Origin of the sequence: Pseudomonas umsongensis, from assembly GCF_012647205.1 — a bacterium.
Taxonomy (GTDB): domain Bacteria; phylum Pseudomonadota; class Gammaproteobacteria; order Pseudomonadales; family Pseudomonadaceae; genus Aquipseudomonas; species Aquipseudomonas umsongensis.
In genome coordinates, this window is sequence record NZ_CP051487.1 from 1,051,699 (window position 1) to 1,068,052 (window position 16,354).

At 58.4% G+C, this 16,354-nt stretch carries 19 protein-coding genes; 7 read left to right on the plus strand and 12 right to left on the minus strand.

The genetic code is table 11. The features are described from left to right. Positions 1–32: 32 nt before the first annotated feature. Complete coding sequence (locus tag HGP31_RS04605) at positions 33–1,232, minus strand: glycosyltransferase family 4 protein (protein ID WP_168757241.1); 1,200 nt, start codon at positions 1,230–1,232, stop codon at positions 33–35. Positions 1,233–1,272: 40 nt separating this feature from the next. After that, a complete protein-coding gene (cysZ, locus tag HGP31_RS04610) occupies positions 1,273–2,025 on the minus strand; it encodes a sulfate transporter CysZ (protein ID WP_020796667.1) in 753 nt (250 codons plus the stop codon). 314 nt (positions 2,026–2,339) lie between these two features. Between cysZ and trxB the strand changes: the two genes are divergently transcribed. Next, on the plus strand, positions 2,340–3,296 hold the full coding sequence (trxB, locus tag HGP31_RS04615) for a thioredoxin-disulfide reductase (protein ID WP_033042914.1): 957 nt from the start codon (positions 2,340–2,342) through the stop codon (positions 3,294–3,296). Positions 3,297–3,458: 162 nt separating this feature from the next. On the opposite strand, the gene HGP31_RS04620 is transcribed toward trxB, so the two are convergent. The 6 genes from HGP31_RS04620 to folM all read right to left on the minus strand — a co-directional run bounded on the left by HGP31_RS04620 (position 3,459) and on the right by folM (position 7,346). Further along, complete coding sequence (locus tag HGP31_RS04620; protein ID WP_168757242.1) at positions 3,459–4,709, minus strand: 2-aminoadipate transaminase; 1,251 nt, start codon at positions 4,707–4,709, stop codon at positions 3,459–3,461. A 217-nt stretch (positions 4,710–4,926) separates the two neighbouring features. After that, positions 4,927–5,265, minus strand: coding sequence for a HopJ type III effector protein (locus tag HGP31_RS04625; protein WP_020796670.1), 339 nt, complete (start codon positions 5,263–5,265; stop codon positions 4,927–4,929). Next, positions 5,258–5,554 carry a DUF1244 domain-containing protein gene (locus HGP31_RS04630; RefSeq protein ID WP_020796671.1) on the minus strand — a complete coding sequence of 99 codons (297 nt, stop codon included), beginning with the start codon at positions 5,552–5,554 and terminating at the stop codon, positions 5,258–5,260. Before HGP31_RS04630 ends, HGP31_RS04625 begins: the two co-directional genes overlap by 8 nt. Positions 5,555–5,667: 113 nt before the next feature. Then, complete coding sequence (folX, locus tag HGP31_RS04635; protein WP_020796672.1) at positions 5,668–6,039, minus strand: dihydroneopterin triphosphate 2'-epimerase; 372 nt, start codon at positions 6,037–6,039, stop codon at positions 5,668–5,670. Positions 6,040–6,041: 2 nt separating this feature from the next. Continuing rightward, positions 6,042–6,617 (minus strand): GTP cyclohydrolase I FolE, encoded by a 576-nt coding sequence (gene folE, locus HGP31_RS04640; RefSeq protein ID WP_020796673.1) that lies wholly within the window; start codon positions 6,615–6,617, stop codon positions 6,042–6,044. An 18-nt stretch (positions 6,618–6,635) separates the two neighbouring features. Next, positions 6,636–7,346, minus strand: coding sequence for a dihydromonapterin reductase (gene folM / locus HGP31_RS04645; RefSeq protein ID WP_168757243.1), 711 nt, complete (start codon positions 7,344–7,346; stop codon positions 6,636–6,638). Between the two features lie 240 nt (positions 7,347–7,586). Between folM and HGP31_RS04650 the strand changes: the two genes are divergently transcribed. After that, positions 7,587–8,546, plus strand: coding sequence for a MerR family transcriptional regulator (locus tag HGP31_RS04650; protein WP_168757244.1), 960 nt, complete (start codon positions 7,587–7,589; stop codon positions 8,544–8,546). Between the two features lie 3 nt (positions 8,547–8,549). On the opposite strand, the gene HGP31_RS04655 is transcribed toward HGP31_RS04650, so the two are convergent. After that, positions 8,550–9,155 (minus strand): hypothetical protein, encoded by a 606-nt coding sequence (locus HGP31_RS04655; RefSeq protein ID WP_168757245.1) that lies wholly within the window; start codon positions 9,153–9,155, stop codon positions 8,550–8,552. A gap of 67 nt (positions 9,156–9,222) precedes the next feature. After that, positions 9,223–9,687: a PAS domain-containing protein gene (locus tag HGP31_RS04660; RefSeq protein ID WP_020796677.1), complete on the minus strand. Its 465-nt coding sequence runs from the start codon at positions 9,685–9,687 to the stop codon at positions 9,223–9,225. A gap of 102 nt (positions 9,688–9,789) precedes the next feature. Between HGP31_RS04660 and HGP31_RS04665 the strand changes: the two genes are divergently transcribed. The 4 genes from HGP31_RS04665 to HGP31_RS04680 all read left to right on the plus strand — a co-directional run bounded on the left by HGP31_RS04665 (position 9,790) and on the right by HGP31_RS04680 (position 13,384). Next, positions 9,790–10,245 (plus strand): flavodoxin, encoded by a 456-nt coding sequence (locus tag HGP31_RS04665; protein ID WP_168757246.1) that lies wholly within the window; start codon positions 9,790–9,792, stop codon positions 10,243–10,245. A 167-nt stretch (positions 10,246–10,412) separates the two neighbouring features. Beyond that, a complete protein-coding gene (locus HGP31_RS04670) occupies positions 10,413–11,198 on the plus strand; it encodes a class II aldolase/adducin family protein (RefSeq protein ID WP_020796679.1) in 786 nt (261 codons plus the stop codon). Continuing rightward, a complete protein-coding gene (locus tag HGP31_RS04675; RefSeq protein WP_020796680.1) occupies positions 11,198–12,100 on the plus strand; it encodes an alpha/beta fold hydrolase in 903 nt (300 codons plus the stop codon). The genes HGP31_RS04670 and HGP31_RS04675 overlap by 1 nt, the downstream gene beginning before the upstream one ends. Before the next feature lie 372 nt (positions 12,101–12,472). Further along, positions 12,473–13,384, plus strand: a complete 912-nt coding sequence (locus tag HGP31_RS04680) for an SDR family oxidoreductase (protein ID WP_020796681.1) — start codon at positions 12,473–12,475, stop codon at positions 13,382–13,384. Positions 13,385–13,434: 50 nt separating this feature from the next. On the opposite strand, the gene HGP31_RS04685 is transcribed toward HGP31_RS04680, so the two are convergent. Both HGP31_RS04685 and HGP31_RS04690 read right to left on the minus strand, forming a co-directional pair. Further along, the gene (locus tag HGP31_RS04685) at positions 13,435–13,692 is read right to left on the minus strand and encodes a hypothetical protein (RefSeq protein WP_168757247.1); all 258 of its coding nucleotides are present in this window, start codon (positions 13,690–13,692) and stop codon (positions 13,435–13,437) included. Further along, entirely contained in the window at positions 13,689–15,821 is a 2,133-nt protein-coding gene (locus HGP31_RS04690; protein ID WP_240963521.1) for an S-type pyocin domain-containing protein, read from the minus strand. The genes HGP31_RS04685 and HGP31_RS04690 overlap by 4 nt, the downstream gene beginning before the upstream one ends. A 332-nt stretch (positions 15,822–16,153) precedes the next feature. Here HGP31_RS04690 and HGP31_RS04695 point away from each other — a divergent pair, with 332 nt between their 5' ends. Then, positions 16,154–16,342, plus strand: coding sequence for a hypothetical protein (locus tag HGP31_RS04695; protein ID WP_020796684.1), 189 nt, complete (start codon positions 16,154–16,156; stop codon positions 16,340–16,342). The last annotated feature ends 12 nt before the right edge of the window (positions 16,343–16,354 follow it).

Below are 16,354 nucleotides of genomic sequence, written 5' to 3' on the forward strand. Positions count from 1 at the left end.
TCGCGAAGACTGACTGAATGGCACCCAATATCTCAGGGCAGAGTCGGTGCATTCGGCACCACCACCTCCCCAACACAGGCCCCCCGCAACTGCCCCTCGAATTGCTCGACAATCGCCGCCCACCCTTGCCGACTGGCATGCTGGCGCGCATTGAGCCGCACACAGCGCAAGGTTTCGCGCTTCTCCAGCAACCACGTCGCGGCATCACAAAATGCCGCTTCATCCCCCGGCATCGCCAGCACGCCGTTGTAGCCATGACGAATATGCTGCGCCGCTGCCGCCTGGTCGTAAGCCACCACCCCCAGTCCAGAGGCCAATGCCTCAAGCACCACATTGCCGAAGGTCTCGGTCAGGCTTGGGAACAGAAACACATCCCCGGACGCATAGTGACTGGCCAGGGCTTCACCGCGTTGTGTCCCGCAGAAAATCGCCTCGGGTAACTCGCTTTCCATCAGCTGTCGTTGCGGACCATCGCCCACCACGATCAGTTTCAGAATGCGCTGTGGATAAGTGCCCTTGAGCGTGTCGAAACAGCGTTTGAGCAAACCGAGGTTTTTCTCCGGTGCCAAACGGCCTACATGGATAACGGCAATGTCCTTCTCGCCCAGCCCCCATTGCTCACGCAGCGCATTCAAGCGTTTGCTTGGGTGAAACAGCTGGCTGTCGACGCCGCGGGACAGCAATGCCAGGCGCTCGAAATGCCGACGTTCCAGCTCCATGCGCTGGCTGACACTGGGCACCAGCGTCAGGTTCGAGCGATTGTGGAACCAACGCAGGTAATGGGTCAGCAATCGAGTCAGCATGCCGAATCCATACTGGCTGGAGTACTGCTGGAAGTTGGTGTGAAAGCCGCTCACCACTGAAATACCCAGGCGTCGTGCCGCGCGCAATGCCGACAATCCCAAAGGACCCTCGGTGGCGATGTACAGCACATCCGGGCGATGACGCTTCCAGCGCCGCAGCAGCTTGTGCATCGACGACTGCCCCCATTGCAATCCGGGATAGCCCGGCAGCGGCCAGCCCCGGCACAGCAACAACTCATCGTCACTGCTCGCCGATTGATCGCAACCCTGGCGTGGTCGCACCAATTCCACCTGGTGCCCGCGCGCGCGCAAACCGTCGCACAGGCGGCCAAGGGTATTGGCCACGCCATTGATTTCCGGAGGGAAGGTTTCGGTGATCAGGGTGATATGCAGGGCTGTCGTCATGGCCCCAGTGTCGGCTGAGGCCATGTCGGCGTTGTGACGACGAGATGATGGATTTGTGACCGATCTAGCGTTGGGTCACCAGATTCTCCGCCCCACGCTCGCGCACCCAGAACAAAGTCGCCCCGGCCACCGCCGCCGGCATCATCAGGATGTTGACCACCGGAATCAGCAGCACCAGGTAAACACTCCCGCCGAAACTCATGCTCTGCCAGCGCTTTTCGCGCAGCCAGGCGAGCATCTCGTTCCACCCAAGCTTGTGGTTGTCCGCCGGGTAGTCGATGTACTGGATCGCCATCATCCACACGCCGAACACCAGCCACAGCGGTGCCGCGATGATGTTCACCACCGGGATGAACGAAAGAATGAACAACCCGAGCGCCCGGGGCAGGAAATACCCGAGCTTGCGCATTTCCCGTGCGAGGGTACGGGGGATCATGGCGATCAGCTCACCCCAGCTGAAGGCCGGGAAGTCGTCGGTGCCGCGCACCACCACTTCGACTTTCTCTGCGAGAAAACCATTGAACGGCGCAGCGATGACGTTGGCCAGCATGGTGAAGGTGAAGAACACCATCAACACCACCAGCACGACGAAAATCGGCCACAGGATGTAACTGAGAAAACTCAGCCACTCGGGCAGGGACGGCATCAGTGTATCGACCCACAGACTGAACTGATGGCCGGCCAGGTAGATCAATCCGACGAACAGCACCAGGTTGATTGCCAGCGGTAACAATACGAACAAACGCAAACTGGGGCTCAGGACCAGCTTGAGGCCTTCGCGCAAGTATTGCGGGCCGGACAGAACAGGGGCGGGCATAACAGGCTCCGGGCAGTGGGAAACGCGCCGACCTTACCGGCTTTGCCTGACCGGCGAAAGCGCGACAGCGACATCGACATTAACTGTAACAAAGGCGTCCTGGGAAACACTCTGTGGGGATAGAGACCACCTATGAGCTGGATTGTTAAACCGTATTTCCTTAATCTTCGCCCCCTCGATACGCTGCACCCAATCTTTTTACAGGACTGTCGAGTTCAAGCCTTCCCCAAGTGCTTTCAATGGTCCTTTTTTATTCCCGCCGGTCAGCCGGCGTTCCGCGCCAGGTATTCCGGGCCGGTCAACAGGAGCAGGTCATGTCTGAAGTTCGTCATTCGCGAGTGATTATTCTCGGTTCCGGCCCTGCCGGTTACAGCGCCGCCGTCTATGCCGCCCGTGCCAACCTCAAGCCACTTTTGATCACCGGCATGCAGGCCGGCGGTCAACTGACCACCACCACTGAAGTCGACAACTGGCCGGGTGATGTCCACGGCCTGACCGGCCCGGCGTTGATGGAGCGGATGCGTGAGCACGCCGAGCGCTTTGAAACCGAGATCGTTTTCGATCACATCAATGCCGTGGACTTCGCCGCCAAGCCTTACACCCTGACCGGCGACAGCGCGACCTACACCTGCGACGCCCTGATCATTGCCACCGGCGCCAGCGCTCGCTACCTGGGCCTGCCATCGGAAGAAGCGTTCATGGGCAAAGGCGTTTCGGCCTGCGCGACCTGCGACGGTTTCTTCTACCGCAACAAGCCCGTGGCTGTGGTCGGTGGCGGTAACACCGCTGTCGAAGAAGCCCTGTACCTGGCCAACATCGCCAGCACCGTGACCCTGATCCATCGTCGCGAAACCTTCCGCGCCGAGAAGATCCTGATCGACAAGCTCAACGCTCGCGTGGCCGAAGGCAAGATCATCCTGAAGCTGAACGCGACCCTGGACGAAGTCCTGGGCGACAACATGGGCGTGACCGGTGCCCGCCTGAAGAACAACGACGGCAGCTTCGACGAAGTGAAAGTCGATGGCGTGTTCATCGCCATCGGCCACACCCCGAACACTTCGTTGTTCGAAGGGCAGTTGACGCTGAAAGACGGCTACCTGGTCGTACACGGCGGCCGTGACGGCAACGCCACTGCGACCAACCTCGAAGGCATCTTCGCCGCCGGTGACGTGGCTGACCACGTCTACCGCCAGGCGATTACCTCCGCTGGCGCCGGTTGCATGGCGGCACTGGATGCCGAGCGTTACCTGGACAACCTGCAGAACGCTTGATCCTGTAGAAAAGAAAAAACCGGCTTCTGCCGGTTTTTTTGTGGGCAACACAAATGCCCCCCTGTAGGAGCTGCCGAAGGCTGCGATCTTTTGATCTTGATCTTATACAAAGCAAGATCAAAAGATCGCAGCCTTCGGCAGCTCCTACAGGGGACCGTATGTTCAGGTTAACTTCTGCAGGCACGCCTCAAGGATGTCGAGGCCTTCTTCAAGCACAGCCGCTTCAATCGTCAACGGCGCCAACAGCCGAATGATGTGCCGCGATTTTCCGCTGGGCATCAGCAACAACCCGGCGTCCCGGGCCAGGGCCAGCAGTTGCGTCAACTGCGCCGAAGCGGGTGTGCCGTCGGTCTTGATCAGCTCAATGCCGCGCATCGTGCCCACGCCGGTCAGGCGACCCAGGTACGGCGACAGCTTGTTCGCGTGCCAGGTTTCAACGCGACTGACTATCGCTTCCTCCTGTTGTGAGCCCCAGGCTCGCAGATTGGCGTCCGTCATTTCATCCAGGGTCGCGAGCGCTGCGGCACAGGCGATCGGGTTGCCGGAATATGTACCGCCAAGCCCACCCTTGGGCAAGTTATCCAGCAGCGACTTACGCCCGACCACCGCACCCAGCGGCATGCCGCCGGCGATGCTTTTGCCCAACAGGATCAGGTCCGGTTCGATGCCCAGGCGCGAGAACGCAAACCGCTGGCCAGTGCGGCCAAAACCAGACTGGATTTCATCGGCAATCAGTACGATGCCTTTTTCGTCGCAAAACGTGCGCAGCGCCTGGGCGAACTCGACATCCATGGCCAGGAAACCCGCTTCGCCCTGCACGGGTTCGACGATAAAGCAGGCCACGTCCTCGACGTCGATCTCGACGCTGAACAGGCGCTCCATGGCCTTGAGCGCCTCGACACAGGTCACGCCGTTGTCCCGGCTGGGGAACGGCAAGTGATACACCGGCCCCGGCAACACGCCGACTTTCTGTTTGTAGGGGGCAACCTTGCCGTTGAGGTTGAGAGTGGCCAGCGTGCGGCCATGAAAGGCGCCATCGAAGGCAATCACGGCTGTGCGACCAGTCGCGCCACGGACGATCTTCAGTGCATTCTCCGCTGCTTCGGCGCCGCTGTTGGTGAGCATGCCGCTGACCGGGTAATCCACCGGAATGAACGCCGCCAGGCGATCCATGAGCTCAAGGTAGGGGCTATGGGGCGCGGCGTTGAAGGCGTAGTGGGTCAGCCTCGTGGCCTGTTCGCGAATGGCTTCGACGATACGGGGATGGCAGTGACCTAGATTCAGTACGCCGATGCCGCCGACAAAGTCGATGTAACGTTTGCCGTCGGTGTCCCAGACCTCGGCATTTTTGCCGTGGCTGAGCGTGACAGGGTGGACGATATTGATCGACTGGCTGATGGTTTCGCTGCGCATGGCTGACCGGCTCGGAAGAAGGAAGATTGTTTTTATCTAAGCCGGGAGCAGCGGTGCCCGGCAAACGAAATAAAGTCGCCGGGTTAATCTTTAAAGTCGGGATGTGCAAAAGATCAAAAGATCGCAGCCTTCGGCAGCTCCTACGGGCGCACCGCCATGTTGCGAATGAACTAGATCCTGTAGGAGCTGCCGCAGGCTGCGATCTTTTGCGTCTGAATCAGCGGCGGGTCAGCGGCCGTCGGGTGAATTTCACACCGGCCAGGCCATGCTCGATCAACGCGCGAATGTTGGCGTGGTCACTGCCCTCAGGCGTGGCAACCACCGAGCGGTAATGCTCGCCGAACGCCAGCAGCGCTTCTTCATCGCTCAGGCCTTCCAGCAGGGCCAGGCCCAGCGTCTTGCACGAACCTTCGTTCTGCCCGGCGGCGTTTTCCACGCCGCCATTGGTGAAGGCCTGGGGCTGGTAATCGTAGCCGGCGGCAATGAATGCCAGCGTATCGGCGAAAGCGTGTTCGCCACTCTTGAGGCTGGCGCGCAGGGTGTTCAAATCACTCATTGGGTTTTCCTTTGGCGAACGCCGCTTGTTGTTCGGCGCTGGCCTCTTGCTGATATTGGGCTTTCCACTCGGCGTACGGCATGCCGTAGACCACTTCGCGGGCTTGATCGAGGCTGACCTCGATCTGGCGTTCATCGGCCGCTGCCTTGTACCACTTGGACAGGCAGTTGCGACAGAAGCCCGAGAGGTTCATCAGGTCGATATTCTGCACATCCTTGCGGCTGTCCAGGTGGGCCACCAGCCGGCGGAAGGCGGCGGCTTCGAGCTCAAGGCGTTCTTGATCGGTCATAGGGGGGTCTCTTCGAGACAGCTTCAAGCGGCAAGCTTCAAGCTGCAAGATGGATGGCGGTGGCTTGTAGCTTACCGCTTGAAGCTTGAAGCTTGAAGCTTGAAGCTTGAAGCTTAGCGGCTTGCCGCGAGCGTTATCGACACCGACTCGGCGAATCGCAAGGCGTGGGGCTTGTCGACTTCGACCTCGGCGTACAGCACCGACGCGTTGGCCATGACCAGGTCCAGCAGCTCCTGGGTCAGGCGTTCGAGCAGGGCAAAGCGATTGCCTTCCACGTGGGCGATGATCGCCTTGGTGATGGTGCGGTAGTTCAGCGCGTGATCGATATCGTTGTCGCGCACCGCTTCCTGGGCTGCATAGAGGATGGTCAGGTTGATCAACACATCCTGCTTGTTGAGGATCTCGTCTTCGTTGATGCCAATGTAGGTGCGCAGGCACAGGTCCTTGACCCGGATGCGCGCCATGCCTGGTTGAAGTTGTGGCATTGCTACTTGCTCCGTCCAATCAATTGCAGGAACTCCTGGCGGGTATTGCTCGACTCGCGGAAGGCGCCGAGCATCACCGAGGTGTTCATGGTCGAATTCTGTTTCTCGACGCCGCGCATCATCATGCACATGTGCTGTGCTTCGATGACCACGGCAACGCCTGCCGCGCCGGTTACCTGTTGCACGGCGTCGGCGATTTGCCGGGTGAGGTTTTCCTGGATCTGCAGGCGACGGGCGAACATGTCCACCAGCCGGGCAATCTTCGACAGACCCAGCACCTTGCCCGTTGGAATATAAGCCACATGCGCCTTGCCGATGAAGGGCAGCAGGTGATGTTCGCAGAGGGAATAGAGTTCGATATTGTCGACGATCACCATTTCATCGTTGTCGGAGGCGAACAGGGCGCCGTTGATGATTTCCTCGACACTTTGCTCGTAACCGTGACACAGGTACTGCATGGCCTTGGCGGCGCGCAGCGGAGTGTCACGCAGGCCTTCGCGCTCGGGGTTTTCACCGAGACCGATGAGGATCTCGCGATAGCTCTGTGACAGGCAGTTCTGATGTAGGGAAAGCGTCATGGAAGATCCTCGGGACACTTATTTGATGTGCCTTCCGCCGTTGACGGTCAGGGTCGTGCCGGTGACATAAGGGTTATCGAGCAGATAACGCAAGCTCTGGTAGATCACTTCGCTGCCAGGTTCGATGCCCAGCGCGGATTTGGCCAGTGCCTTGGCGCGATAGTCGGCATCGTCGTCGGCATTGAACAGTAGCAGGGCGGGTGCGATCGTGTTGACCTTGATGCCGGGCGCGTATCGGGCGGCGAAGGACAGGGTCAGGCTGTCGAGCCCGGCTTTGCTGGCGCAGTAGCCGATGTGCTTGCTGCTGCCCTTGCGGGTCACATCATCGCTGATGTGCACAATGTCGGCGGGGCTTGAGCGTTCGAGCAGGTCGGCGCAATGCAAGTTGATCAGGTAGGGCGCCAGCATGTGCACGTTGAACATGCGGGTGAATGCGGCGGCATCGGTGTCCGTCGTCTCGGCCAGCCATTCGGAAGCGTTATGGATGATTGCCCGCAAGCTGTCGGTGTGGGTTTTCAGTTGACTGATGAAGGTGACGATCCCGGCTTCGCTGGAGAAATCCGCGAACAGCCCGATCGCGCCCAAATCGCGCAGGATTTGTACGCCGGGACGTTCGCTGCGATAACTGAAAATCACGCGATGGCCATCATCGAGCAATCGCTGCGCGCAATGCAGGCCTACACGCTGGCCGGCACCGGTGATCAGAATGGGGGCTGCAGAAGAGGTCATGAACGGCTCGCATCGCGGTAAGAGCAAAACTATACCAGCGACGAGCCGTGAACCTACAGGTTTCGGGTCTTCGGTTGCGCAGGCGCAACGCCGTGGTGGCGGCTGTATTTTGGGGCAAGCAAGTACTATTCCTGATTTCCCTGCCAGGCCGGTGACCTTGGTAACAATCTATTTCTTGAATGATTGAGGTGTAGGGGAGGTAGAATGGGCCCAGATAATTACATGGACGTAGGCCTATAAATGCCTGTCTTGACCGACGTTGCCCCGGGTGTGTCGCCAGCGCTCTCCCTGGAACGGGAAGAGCTTTTCCCGATTCGCGAAGTGGCGCGCCTGACCGGTGTGAACCCGGTCACGCTTCGCGCATGGGAGCGTCGTTATGGCCTGATCGTACCCACTCGCACCGAAAGCGGGCATCGCCTGTATTCGATGCAGGACATTGGGCGGGTCCGAAGCATCCTCAACTGGATCGAACGCGGTGTGGCGGTCAGCAAGATCGGCAAGATCCTGGCCAAGGCAGAGCCGCTACAGGTATTGGCTCACATCATCCCCAGCGATCTGGTGCAGGCGGATTACGCACAGTGGCAGCAACAGCTTGCAGTCGCGGTCAGTGCGTTTGACGATATCCGGCTGGAGCAGGTCTACGGGCAGATTTTTTCCAGCTACTCCCAACCGGTGGTTTTCCAGGACATTATTCTTCCGCTGTGGAGGCAATTGCTGCAGCGCCAGGATACGTTTGGCCGGGCCAGCGAGTGGCTGTTCCTTGATGGGTTTCTGCGCTCGCGGGTGGTACAGCGCCTGCTGTTGATCCGTGACCGTCACCCCCGGCGAGTCATCGTCAGCGCCTTGGCGGGCCAGTGTCGCGAACTTGAGTTGCTGATCGCCGCCCTGTTCCTCGGCAACGATCAAATGGGGGTGCGGGTGCTGACCACCGGCCAACCGTTCGACGAACTGACGCTGGTCTGCGAGCGTATCAAGCCAAGGGCGCTGGTGCTGGTTTCCAATCACGTCCCCACTCCCGACTTGCCCCGGCGCCTGAATCGCCTGGCGATGAGCCTGGATTGCCCCTTGCTACTGGCTGGTGATGCCAGTGACCTGGCGCAGGAAAGCCTCGCCGGGTCATCGATCGGTTGCCTGGGCAACGAAGGTACGGTGATGCGCCAGCGCCTGAACCAGTTTCTGGCCGGCAGCCTGGATACCTGAAGGTCAGAGGTGCAGGGTTGGATGCGCCAGGCGATGCTGTTGCAGAATGAATTGACGCAGGCGCTCGGTTTCGTCCAGGTCGTTCTGGCTCAACTGGTAGGCGTAGAAACCCTGTTCGGTTTCTTTTTCGAGTGTCCCGCGCAAGGCGATGCGCTCATAGCCTGAGGGGCTGAACCACAGGGCGAAGTGCTTGGGTGCCTTGGTCTTGTTGCGAATCTCCAGCAAAACCCCTTTGAACGATACTTCGTGCACCCACAGGGTGCCGGGTTGACCCTTGGCGTTTTCCAGCGCAACCGGCTCGTCGAGCACCAGTCGCCACGGCCGGACCGATGGCCCGCCTTCATAAATACTCGGCACGCCCAGGCGCAGGTGCATGGCATGAAACTCGTCTTCCACCAAGTGCAGGGGGAAGGTCATTTGCTGGTTTTCGAAGTTGGCTTGAAGGGTAACCTGTTCATGCGCGGCCAGGCGCGTGAGCAGGTCACGGATCTGCGATCCACCATTAACGAGCAGACTCGACGTCGCATCCCGCACGTTCAGTTGCGGGTTGTGTTGCATGGTCTGGATAAAATCCAGCTCATCCTGGGTCAGGAGCGCGTCGCGTTGCATGGTTAGGCTCGAAAAATTTAGTTACAGAGGCTCTGGTGATTGTAGTTAATGACAATTAATTCACTGTTTAGTTTTTGCCGTTCGTCGCTTTGAGCGCAGCAAGCTCCGCCTGGACCTCTGCCAGTTGCGCTTCAAGCTGCGTCACTCGCTGCTGCGCCTTGACCTGCAGGGTCACGTCCTTCTGCACTCCGATAAAATAAACCTGCCCGTCATTCGGATTTTTCACCGTCGAAAGCGACAGCTCGTTCCAGAATGGGGTGCCATCCTTGCGATAATTGCGCAGGATTTCCCGGCAGGAGCCTTCACTGTTCAATGCGTCACGAATTTTCGCCAGGGCATCCTGATCACGGTCGCCTGATTGCAGAAAGCGGCAATCCTGGTAGAGGATTTCCTCGCTGGTGTAACCGGTCAGGCGTTCGAAGGCCGGGTTGACGTAAATCAGGATCTTGTCTTGATCGCCTTCTTTCTCAGCAATCACGATACCGTCGTTGGAGGCATTGATCGCCAACTGCAGCAGTTTCGCGTTGATCATCGGTGACACCCTTCCTTGTTGGTTGTCTGTGGGATTCTAAAAGAACAATGCAGACCGTGCTGTTAATATCCCGGTCTTTTATTCAGCGTCAGGATCAGATTGATGAAAGTCGCCATCATTTCCGGCTCGGTATACGGCACGGCTGAAGAAGTTGCCCGCCACGCCGCCAGTATTTTGAAAAACGCCGGTTTCGAAACCTTCCACAACCCGCGGGCAAGCCTCGCGGATATTCAGGCCTTCGCTCCCGAAGCCTTGCTGGCGGTAACGTCGACCACTGGCATGGGCGAGCTACCGGACAACCTGCAACCCCTGTACTCGACGATTCGAGACCAGTTGCCCGCCGCCTGGCGAGGCTTGCCAGGGGCCGTCATCGGCCTGGGCGACGCAAGCTATGGCGATACCTTTTGCGGCGGTGGCGAGCTAATGCGGGAGTTGTTCGGTGAGCTGGGCATTCGCGAAATCCTGCCGATGCTGCGCCTGGACGCCAGTGAAAGCGTGACCCCTGAAGCGGATGCCGAGCCTTGGCTGGCGGAACTGATCGACGCGCTGCGGGGCTGATCGGTAACGCGGGTGCACCGGCAGCCAGGCCATGGATCCAAACTCTTCGAGCCGCTGACTCGCTCGGCCATCAAGCTGGCTGCCAATGCAACTACGCGAAGCTCGGAGGGTGACTAGACTCGGTAGTTATTGGAAACACTCCATAATAAGAACCGAGGTTCCTTGCCGTGAGCGTAGCCCCCGTCCAGTCGTCCTCCTCCTGTGTCAAAGACCAGGTCAGCGCTGCCGAGTGGCAGGCCCGCGTCGACCTCGCTGCCTGCTATCGCCTGGTCGCCCAGCATGGCTGGGATGATCTGATTTTCACGCACATCTCCGCCAAGGTGCCGGGCACCGAAGATTTCCTGATCAACCCATACGGTCTGATGTTTCACGAAATTACTGCGTCGAGCCTGGTCAAGGTCGATCAGTCCGGCAACAAGTTGATGGACAGCCCCTACGAGATCAATCCGGCGGGGTACACCATCCATAGCGCGGTGCATGAAGTTCGTCACGATGTTGTGTGCGTGCTGCATACCCATACCGCTTCGGGCGTGGCGGTGTCGGCGCAGCGACAAGGCATTTTGCCGATCAGCCAACAGTCGCTGTTTGTTCTTTCCAGCCTGGCGTATCACGCCTACGAAGGTGTTGCGCTCAATCACGAGGAAAAAGCGCGGCTGCAAGCCGACCTCGGAGAAAACAACTTCCTGATGTTACACAACCACGGTCTGCTGACCTGTGGGCCCAGCATCGCCGACACCTTCCTGATGATGTTTATCTTTCAACGTGCCTGCGACATCCAGGTCATGGCGCAGAACGGTGGGGCTGAATTGATTGCCATCGAACCGCAGATTCTGGCGGGTGCCAAGGCGATGATCGCCGGTGTCACCAAAAGTGCTCAAGGAATGGGCGGAGCGCTGGCTTGGCCGGCGTTGCTGCGCAAGCTCGATAAACTGGACCCGGGGTACAAACTCTAATGCAACTCGCCGAGATTCCCCTGAGTGTCTGGCGCAAGCGCGGCCAGACTTTCATGTTCCATGGCCAAGCTATCCGTTACTGGACGGCGGGGCAGGGTGAGCCGTTGTTGCTCATCCATGGCTTTCCCAGCGCCAGTTGGGACTGGCATTACCTTTGGCAACCACTGGCCCAGCGCTATCGGGTAATTGCCTGTGACATGCTCGGATTCGGCGACTCGGCCAAACCGGTGGATCACGAGTACAGTTTGCTGGAACAGGCCGATTTGCAGCAGGCGCTGCTGGCTCATCTCAACGTCGAGCAACCGCTGCACCTGCTTGCCCATGACTACGGCGACAGCGTGGCCCAGGAGCTGTTGGCCCGGCATTACGAAGCGCGCATCGACCTCGCCAGTTGCGTATTCCTCAATGGCGGGTTGTTCCCCGAAACCCATCGCCCGGTGCTGGTGCAAAAACTCCTGCTCAGCCCGTTGGGATGGATGATCGGCCGTGCTTTTAGCCGTGATGGCCTGGTAAAGAGTTTCCGTCAGATCTTCGGCCCGCAAACTCGTCCCAGCGAGAGCCAGATGGACGATTTCTGGAGCCTCGTCGAAAGCAATCACGGGCCACGGGTCATGCATAAATTGATTGCCTACATCCCCGAGCGGCGAACCCAGCGCGAGCGTTGGGTCGGCGCGATGCAGCGCGGCGAGGTGCCGCTGCGGGTGATCGATGGCGAGGTCGACCCGATCTCCGGTGCCCACATGATCGCGCGCTACCGTGAGCTGATACCCAACCCGGACACGGTCCTGCTCAGCGACATCGGTCATTACCCGCAGATCGAGGCGCCCTGCCAGGTGCTCAAGCACTACCTGGCATTCCGCGACCGGACGACCTCACCGCCGCTCAAGGTGGCTTGTTCGTAGCAACCGGCTTGCCGGCGAAGGCGCCCTTGAGCACGGCGCCGCCTTTCCGGGCGCTCTCACCCCCGTAGGAGCGAGCATGCTCGCGAAAAACCTGAGAGCACCTGGGGGTGTCAGGCTCCCCGCGTCATTGTTGGCTACCATCGCGAGCATGCTCGCTCCTACAGGTTCCCACCCGCCGCGAAGCCATAGGTGGCCGTTACCGCAGCAATGGATATCTACGCGGTCGACAAACAACAGGTCGGCCGCCGGGCCGCCTCGTGTTCATCATCCCCCTACCTTATCGCACACCATTCAGCCTCCCCCCTGTTCATTGTGACCCGTAGCGCCGTGCCTGAAACTCCAAGGCAATGTCCTGGCCTGCTGGAGTTCCCCATGAATGAGTCTGTGCGTTTCGAAGATAAAGTCGTGATCATCACCGGTGCGGGTGGCGGCCTGGGACGGGCGCACGCACTGCTGTTCGCCAAGCAGGGCGCCAAGGTACTGGTCAACGACCTCGGCGGTTCGACCCAGGGCGAAGGCGCCAACGCCTCGGCGGCAGACCGCGTGGTCAACGAAATCCGCGACGCGGGCGGCACCGCCGAGGCCAACCACGACTCGGTCACCGACGGCGACAAAATCGTCCAACACGCCCTCGACGCCTTTGGCCGCGTCGATGTAGTGGTCAACAATGCCGGCATCCTGCGGGACAAGACCTTCCACAAAATGGAAGACGCCGACTGGGACCTGGTTTACCGCGTCCATGTCGAAGGCGCCTACAAAGTCACCCGCGCCGCCTGGCCGCACCTGCGCCAGCAAAACTACGGGCGAGTGATCTTCACAGCGTCCACCTCGGGCATCTACGGCAACTTCGGCCAGTCCAACTACGGCATGGCCAAACTCGGCCTCTACGGCCTGACCCGTACCCTGGCCATCGAAGGTCGCAAGAACAACATCCTGGTCAACGCTATCGCTCCCACCGGCGGCACCCGCATGACCGAAGGCCTGATCCCGCCGCAAGTGTTCGAACAACTCAAACCGGAACTCGTCAGCCCGCTGGTGGTGTACCTGGCCAGCGAAAACTGCCAGGAAACCTCCGGGCTGTTCGAAGTGGGCGGCGGCTGGATGGGCAAGGTGCGCTGGGAACGCAGCCTCGGCGCCGGTTTCGATCCGCGGGTGGGGTTCTCCCCGGAAGACGTGGCGGCGCATTGGCAGCAGATTTGTGATTTCGAAGGGGCGGCGCATCCGAAGGACAACATTGAGGCGCTGAAGGAGATGATGGGGAATTTGCAGAAGTATTCGTTGTAAGGGCCGTGAAGCCCCAAACCCTCTGGGTGAGGCTTGGGGCATTTTTGCTATCAGCCGTATTTGTTTTCTGTCACGAATTTAGGAGCTTTCCAGTTAGGGCCTTTTTTCGCCAATCCCATTTCTCCTTTTTCTAATACACCCTTTTCGAACAGTCGCGTGTAGGTCAGTTGAAGTTCCCCGTGTCTGATTGTTTCGGGCTTGTAGCGACTGATCATCATGTCTAAGTAAGGTGGAGCCTTGATCAAGGCGAAAACGGTAACGATATCGTCCAGGGACTCACCTTTAACTAACTGCTCAATATTGCTCATTTCAAGATTTCCTTCAAAAAACGTTGATAGTCACGCTCATCCTGTTCCGCAGCAGCTGCTAGTGCTTCTGGCGTGTAGAGTAGAGAAGGATCATCTTTCAGCTTGAAGTCTTCCAAAGTTGCAGTGTGAACATTGTTCCATGCCGGGGAATCGGGATCCGGCATTTCGGTGTCTCCATATCCCAAAGCCTTAAATCTTTCAAATTCCCTGATCTCGTGAGTATAGAAGCGTTTATCGGTATCGGTCATCTCTAGCTCCCCACGGAGAATTCGATCCAGACGGTCAATCATCACTTTATTGGCATCGGATTGAATAAATTTTGATGTATGCCGTTTCACGATATTGGATCCTTCTTGTGAAACGATTGCATCGTTCCATTTCATATCTAAAATTGGTCCACCTGATTGCTCAGGGTTGAAATCGCGGCCACTGTGCTCACCTTCGGCTATTGCACCCTCATATGGGCTGTGGAAAATCACATACTGAGGCGGAATCCCCGATTCGACCGGGAATACGTAGATAAAGCCTCCAAAACTGTAGAGATCCAGCTGCGGGTTTGGATCGATCCTTCCCTCGAGGGCGGTTGCGGTAGCTCCGGTGTAGGGCGCGACGTCCGGTTGTGCCGCAGGAAGAGCTGTTGATGCATCGCCCGGGCTGACAATTGGCGTCCATGTCATGCCGGGCGACTGGGCGGTTGCGCTCTCGCTCCTGTAAACATTCAGAGCCGGATCGTAGGTCGCGAAACGCACCGGTACTTTGCGCGACACCGAGGTGCCATTCGTGGCAGCGACGGAAAACTCTGTGGTGTTATCCACAGACCGGGAGCCGATCGCGACCGGCAGTTCGATGTCTCCATTGGCCTGGGCGATGGCATTCAGTGCGCCGGCGTCGTAGGTCGTTAAATCCGAGAGCGGCAGGCTCAAGGCGTACGGTTCTTTGTTGTCCCGCAGTGCGTAATAAACAAGCGCTGCGACGCCAACAACTATCACGACGCCTGACGCTGTCCCGACGGCTGCTGCCAACGCCGTGATTGCAGTGGCTGCGGCCGATCGCAGAGCAGTCCTGATCGCGAGGTTGGTGACCGCATCGACTGCCAGGGTTCCTGCTGCAACGGTGAACACCGGACCGCTTGCCGCCGCCGCGCCCGATACTCGAAACGGACGACTGCCCTTTGCGGCATCAAGAGCCGCCATTGCATCCCGGAGCGCTTGCTCCTCCGCTTTCCGTTGATTTTCGAGCCGCAACTGCTCGGCTTGCCGTTGAACATCGGCCTCGGCTTCCAGACGAGCCTGTTCAGCTGCGATGTAGCGTGCGGCAGCTTCAGCGGCAAGCCGCGCTTGCTCGGCAGCCACTCGTTCGGCTTCTGCCAATGCTGCTAATCGGACCTGCTCTTGAGCATGGGCGAGTGCTTCAGCTTCTGCCCTGATGCGTGACTGTTCGGCAGCGACGCGTTGTGCTTGCTGCTCCGCGGCAACCCGGCGTTCTTCAGCTTGCGCACCGGCAAGTAGATTCTGTACGTGTACCTGCTGACTATTCAAAAGTTGAATGTGCTCTGTCAGCAGCTTTGCGGAGTAGCCAGCTTTAAAAGACGCAACCCATTTTGAATAGGCAGGACCATAGGGCGTTACTGCCCCATCCAAAGCTTGAGCTCTGGCAAGGTAATCACCAATGGTTGAGTTGAGTGGGCTGAGCCCGTAAAAGGAGTCGGCGAGTGACGTCTGCGTGTGCAGTTGAGTCGTCTTCTGCTGAGTTAAAATGTTTCTGATGTTCAGTTCGTGCTGGTATGCCTGTGCGGTTGTCGATACTGCGGCCGGGAATTGGGCTCTCAGGTTCGCCAGGTCAGCCTCGATTGCTACTCCTGAATTTGCGGAATTAACTGTATAGGCAGCTTTGACGGCGTTTTCCGTAGCTTTAATATTGTCCCGGGTTTCGCGCCTTAGTCCTTCTGTGTTTGTAATCCCAGAGCCCATTCCTCCAGCTCGTGTTGGTGGTCGAAAACCACCACCTTGAGGGTTTTTCCCTGGTTTTGGTTGTGCTCCTACATGAGTTGTTTCTAAATAAACTGTGCGATCTTCTCCTCGGATATCAATTGGCGGCAGGGGCAACGGTGGTCCTTGTTTCTCTGACATTGGTTATTCTTCCTTGTGCGTGATTAATCGATGCTGCCGAATAATGCTACGCCAGGAATGTTTGGGGCGGGTCTGAGGTGGTTGTGAGCTATTACATATAAAATTGAAAGGGGTTTCGCGGTATTAGATGCGCAAGCAGGAAACTCCCGCGCATTAAAAGAAATTTCCTATGCAGTTATAGGAAGTATTTTGTAGGACGTGTTTTCAACTATAAGGTTGGACGGTACCGCAAAAACCGCCACCCATAAAAAGGTTCTTTACTCAAGCTTGGGAAACATAGAAAACAAGAACGCCGATCCGTTGAGATCGTTTATATCCCGGTAGGAGCGAGCATGCTCGCGATGGTCCTCAACGATGACGCTGGAAGTCTGACACCCAGCGGCGTCTTTGAATTCATCGCGAGCATGCTCGCTCCTACAGGGGAAAAAAGCCCGAAAATAAAAAAGGCCGCTGCAAACGCAGCGGCCAAAGAAGACGTTGGATCCAGGAGCTACAAATCAACGTCGATGTACACGGGGTGATGACTCGATACG

Bases quoted from the DNA above. Each gene is read 5' to 3' on its own strand.
- HGP31_RS04660 (WP_020796677.1), bottom strand. From the start codon at position 9,687: ATGATCAACGCGAAACTGCTGCAGTTGGCGATCAATGCCTCCAACGAC.
- HGP31_RS04655 (WP_168757245.1), bottom strand. From the start codon at position 9,155: ATGCAACGCGACGCGCTCCTGACCCAGGATGAGCTGGATTTTATCCAG.
- HGP31_RS04605 (WP_168757241.1), bottom strand. From the start codon at position 1,232: ATGGCCTCAGCCGACACTGGGGCCATGACGACAGCCCTGCATATCACC.
- HGP31_RS04625 (WP_020796670.1), bottom strand. From the start codon at position 5,265: ATGAGTGATTTGAACACCCTGCGCGCCAGCCTCAAGAGTGGCGAACAC.
- trxB (WP_033042914.1), top strand. From the start codon at position 2,340: ATGTCTGAAGTTCGTCATTCGCGAGTGATTATTCTCGGTTCCGGCCCT.
- HGP31_RS04680 (WP_020796681.1), top strand. From the start codon at position 12,473: ATGAATGAGTCTGTGCGTTTCGAAGATAAAGTCGTGATCATCACCGGT.
- HGP31_RS04630 (WP_020796671.1), bottom strand. From the start codon at position 5,554: ATGACCGATCAAGAACGCCTTGAGCTCGAAGCCGCCGCCTTCCGCCGG.
- HGP31_RS04695 (WP_020796684.1), top strand. From the start codon at position 16,154: ATGCTCGCGATGGTCCTCAACGATGACGCTGGAAGTCTGACACCCAGC.
- folM (WP_168757243.1), bottom strand. From the start codon at position 7,346: ATGACCTCTTCTGCAGCCCCCATTCTGATCACCGGTGCCGGCCAGCGT.
- HGP31_RS04650 (WP_168757244.1), top strand. From the start codon at position 7,587: ATGCCTGTCTTGACCGACGTTGCCCCGGGTGTGTCGCCAGCGCTCTCC.
- folE (WP_020796673.1), bottom strand. From the start codon at position 6,617: ATGACGCTTTCCCTACATCAGAACTGCCTGTCACAGAGCTATCGCGAG.
- folX (WP_020796672.1), bottom strand. From the start codon at position 6,039: ATGCCACAACTTCAACCAGGCATGGCGCGCATCCGGGTCAAGGACCTG.
- HGP31_RS04620 (WP_168757242.1), bottom strand. From the start codon at position 4,709: ATGCGCAGCGAAACCATCAGCCAGTCGATCAATATCGTCCACCCTGTC.
- HGP31_RS04685 (WP_168757247.1), bottom strand. From the start codon at position 13,692: ATGAGCAATATTGAGCAGTTAGTTAAAGGTGAGTCCCTGGACGATATC.
- HGP31_RS04690 (WP_240963521.1), bottom strand. From the start codon at position 15,821: ATGTCAGAGAAACAAGGACCACCGTTGCCCCTGCCGCCAATTGATATC.
- cysZ (WP_020796667.1), bottom strand. From the start codon at position 2,025: ATGCCCGCCCCTGTTCTGTCCGGCCCGCAATACTTGCGCGAAGGCCTC.
- HGP31_RS04665 (WP_168757246.1), top strand. From the start codon at position 9,790: ATGAAAGTCGCCATCATTTCCGGCTCGGTATACGGCACGGCTGAAGAA.
- HGP31_RS04675 (WP_020796680.1), top strand. From the start codon at position 11,198: ATGCAACTCGCCGAGATTCCCCTGAGTGTCTGGCGCAAGCGCGGCCAG.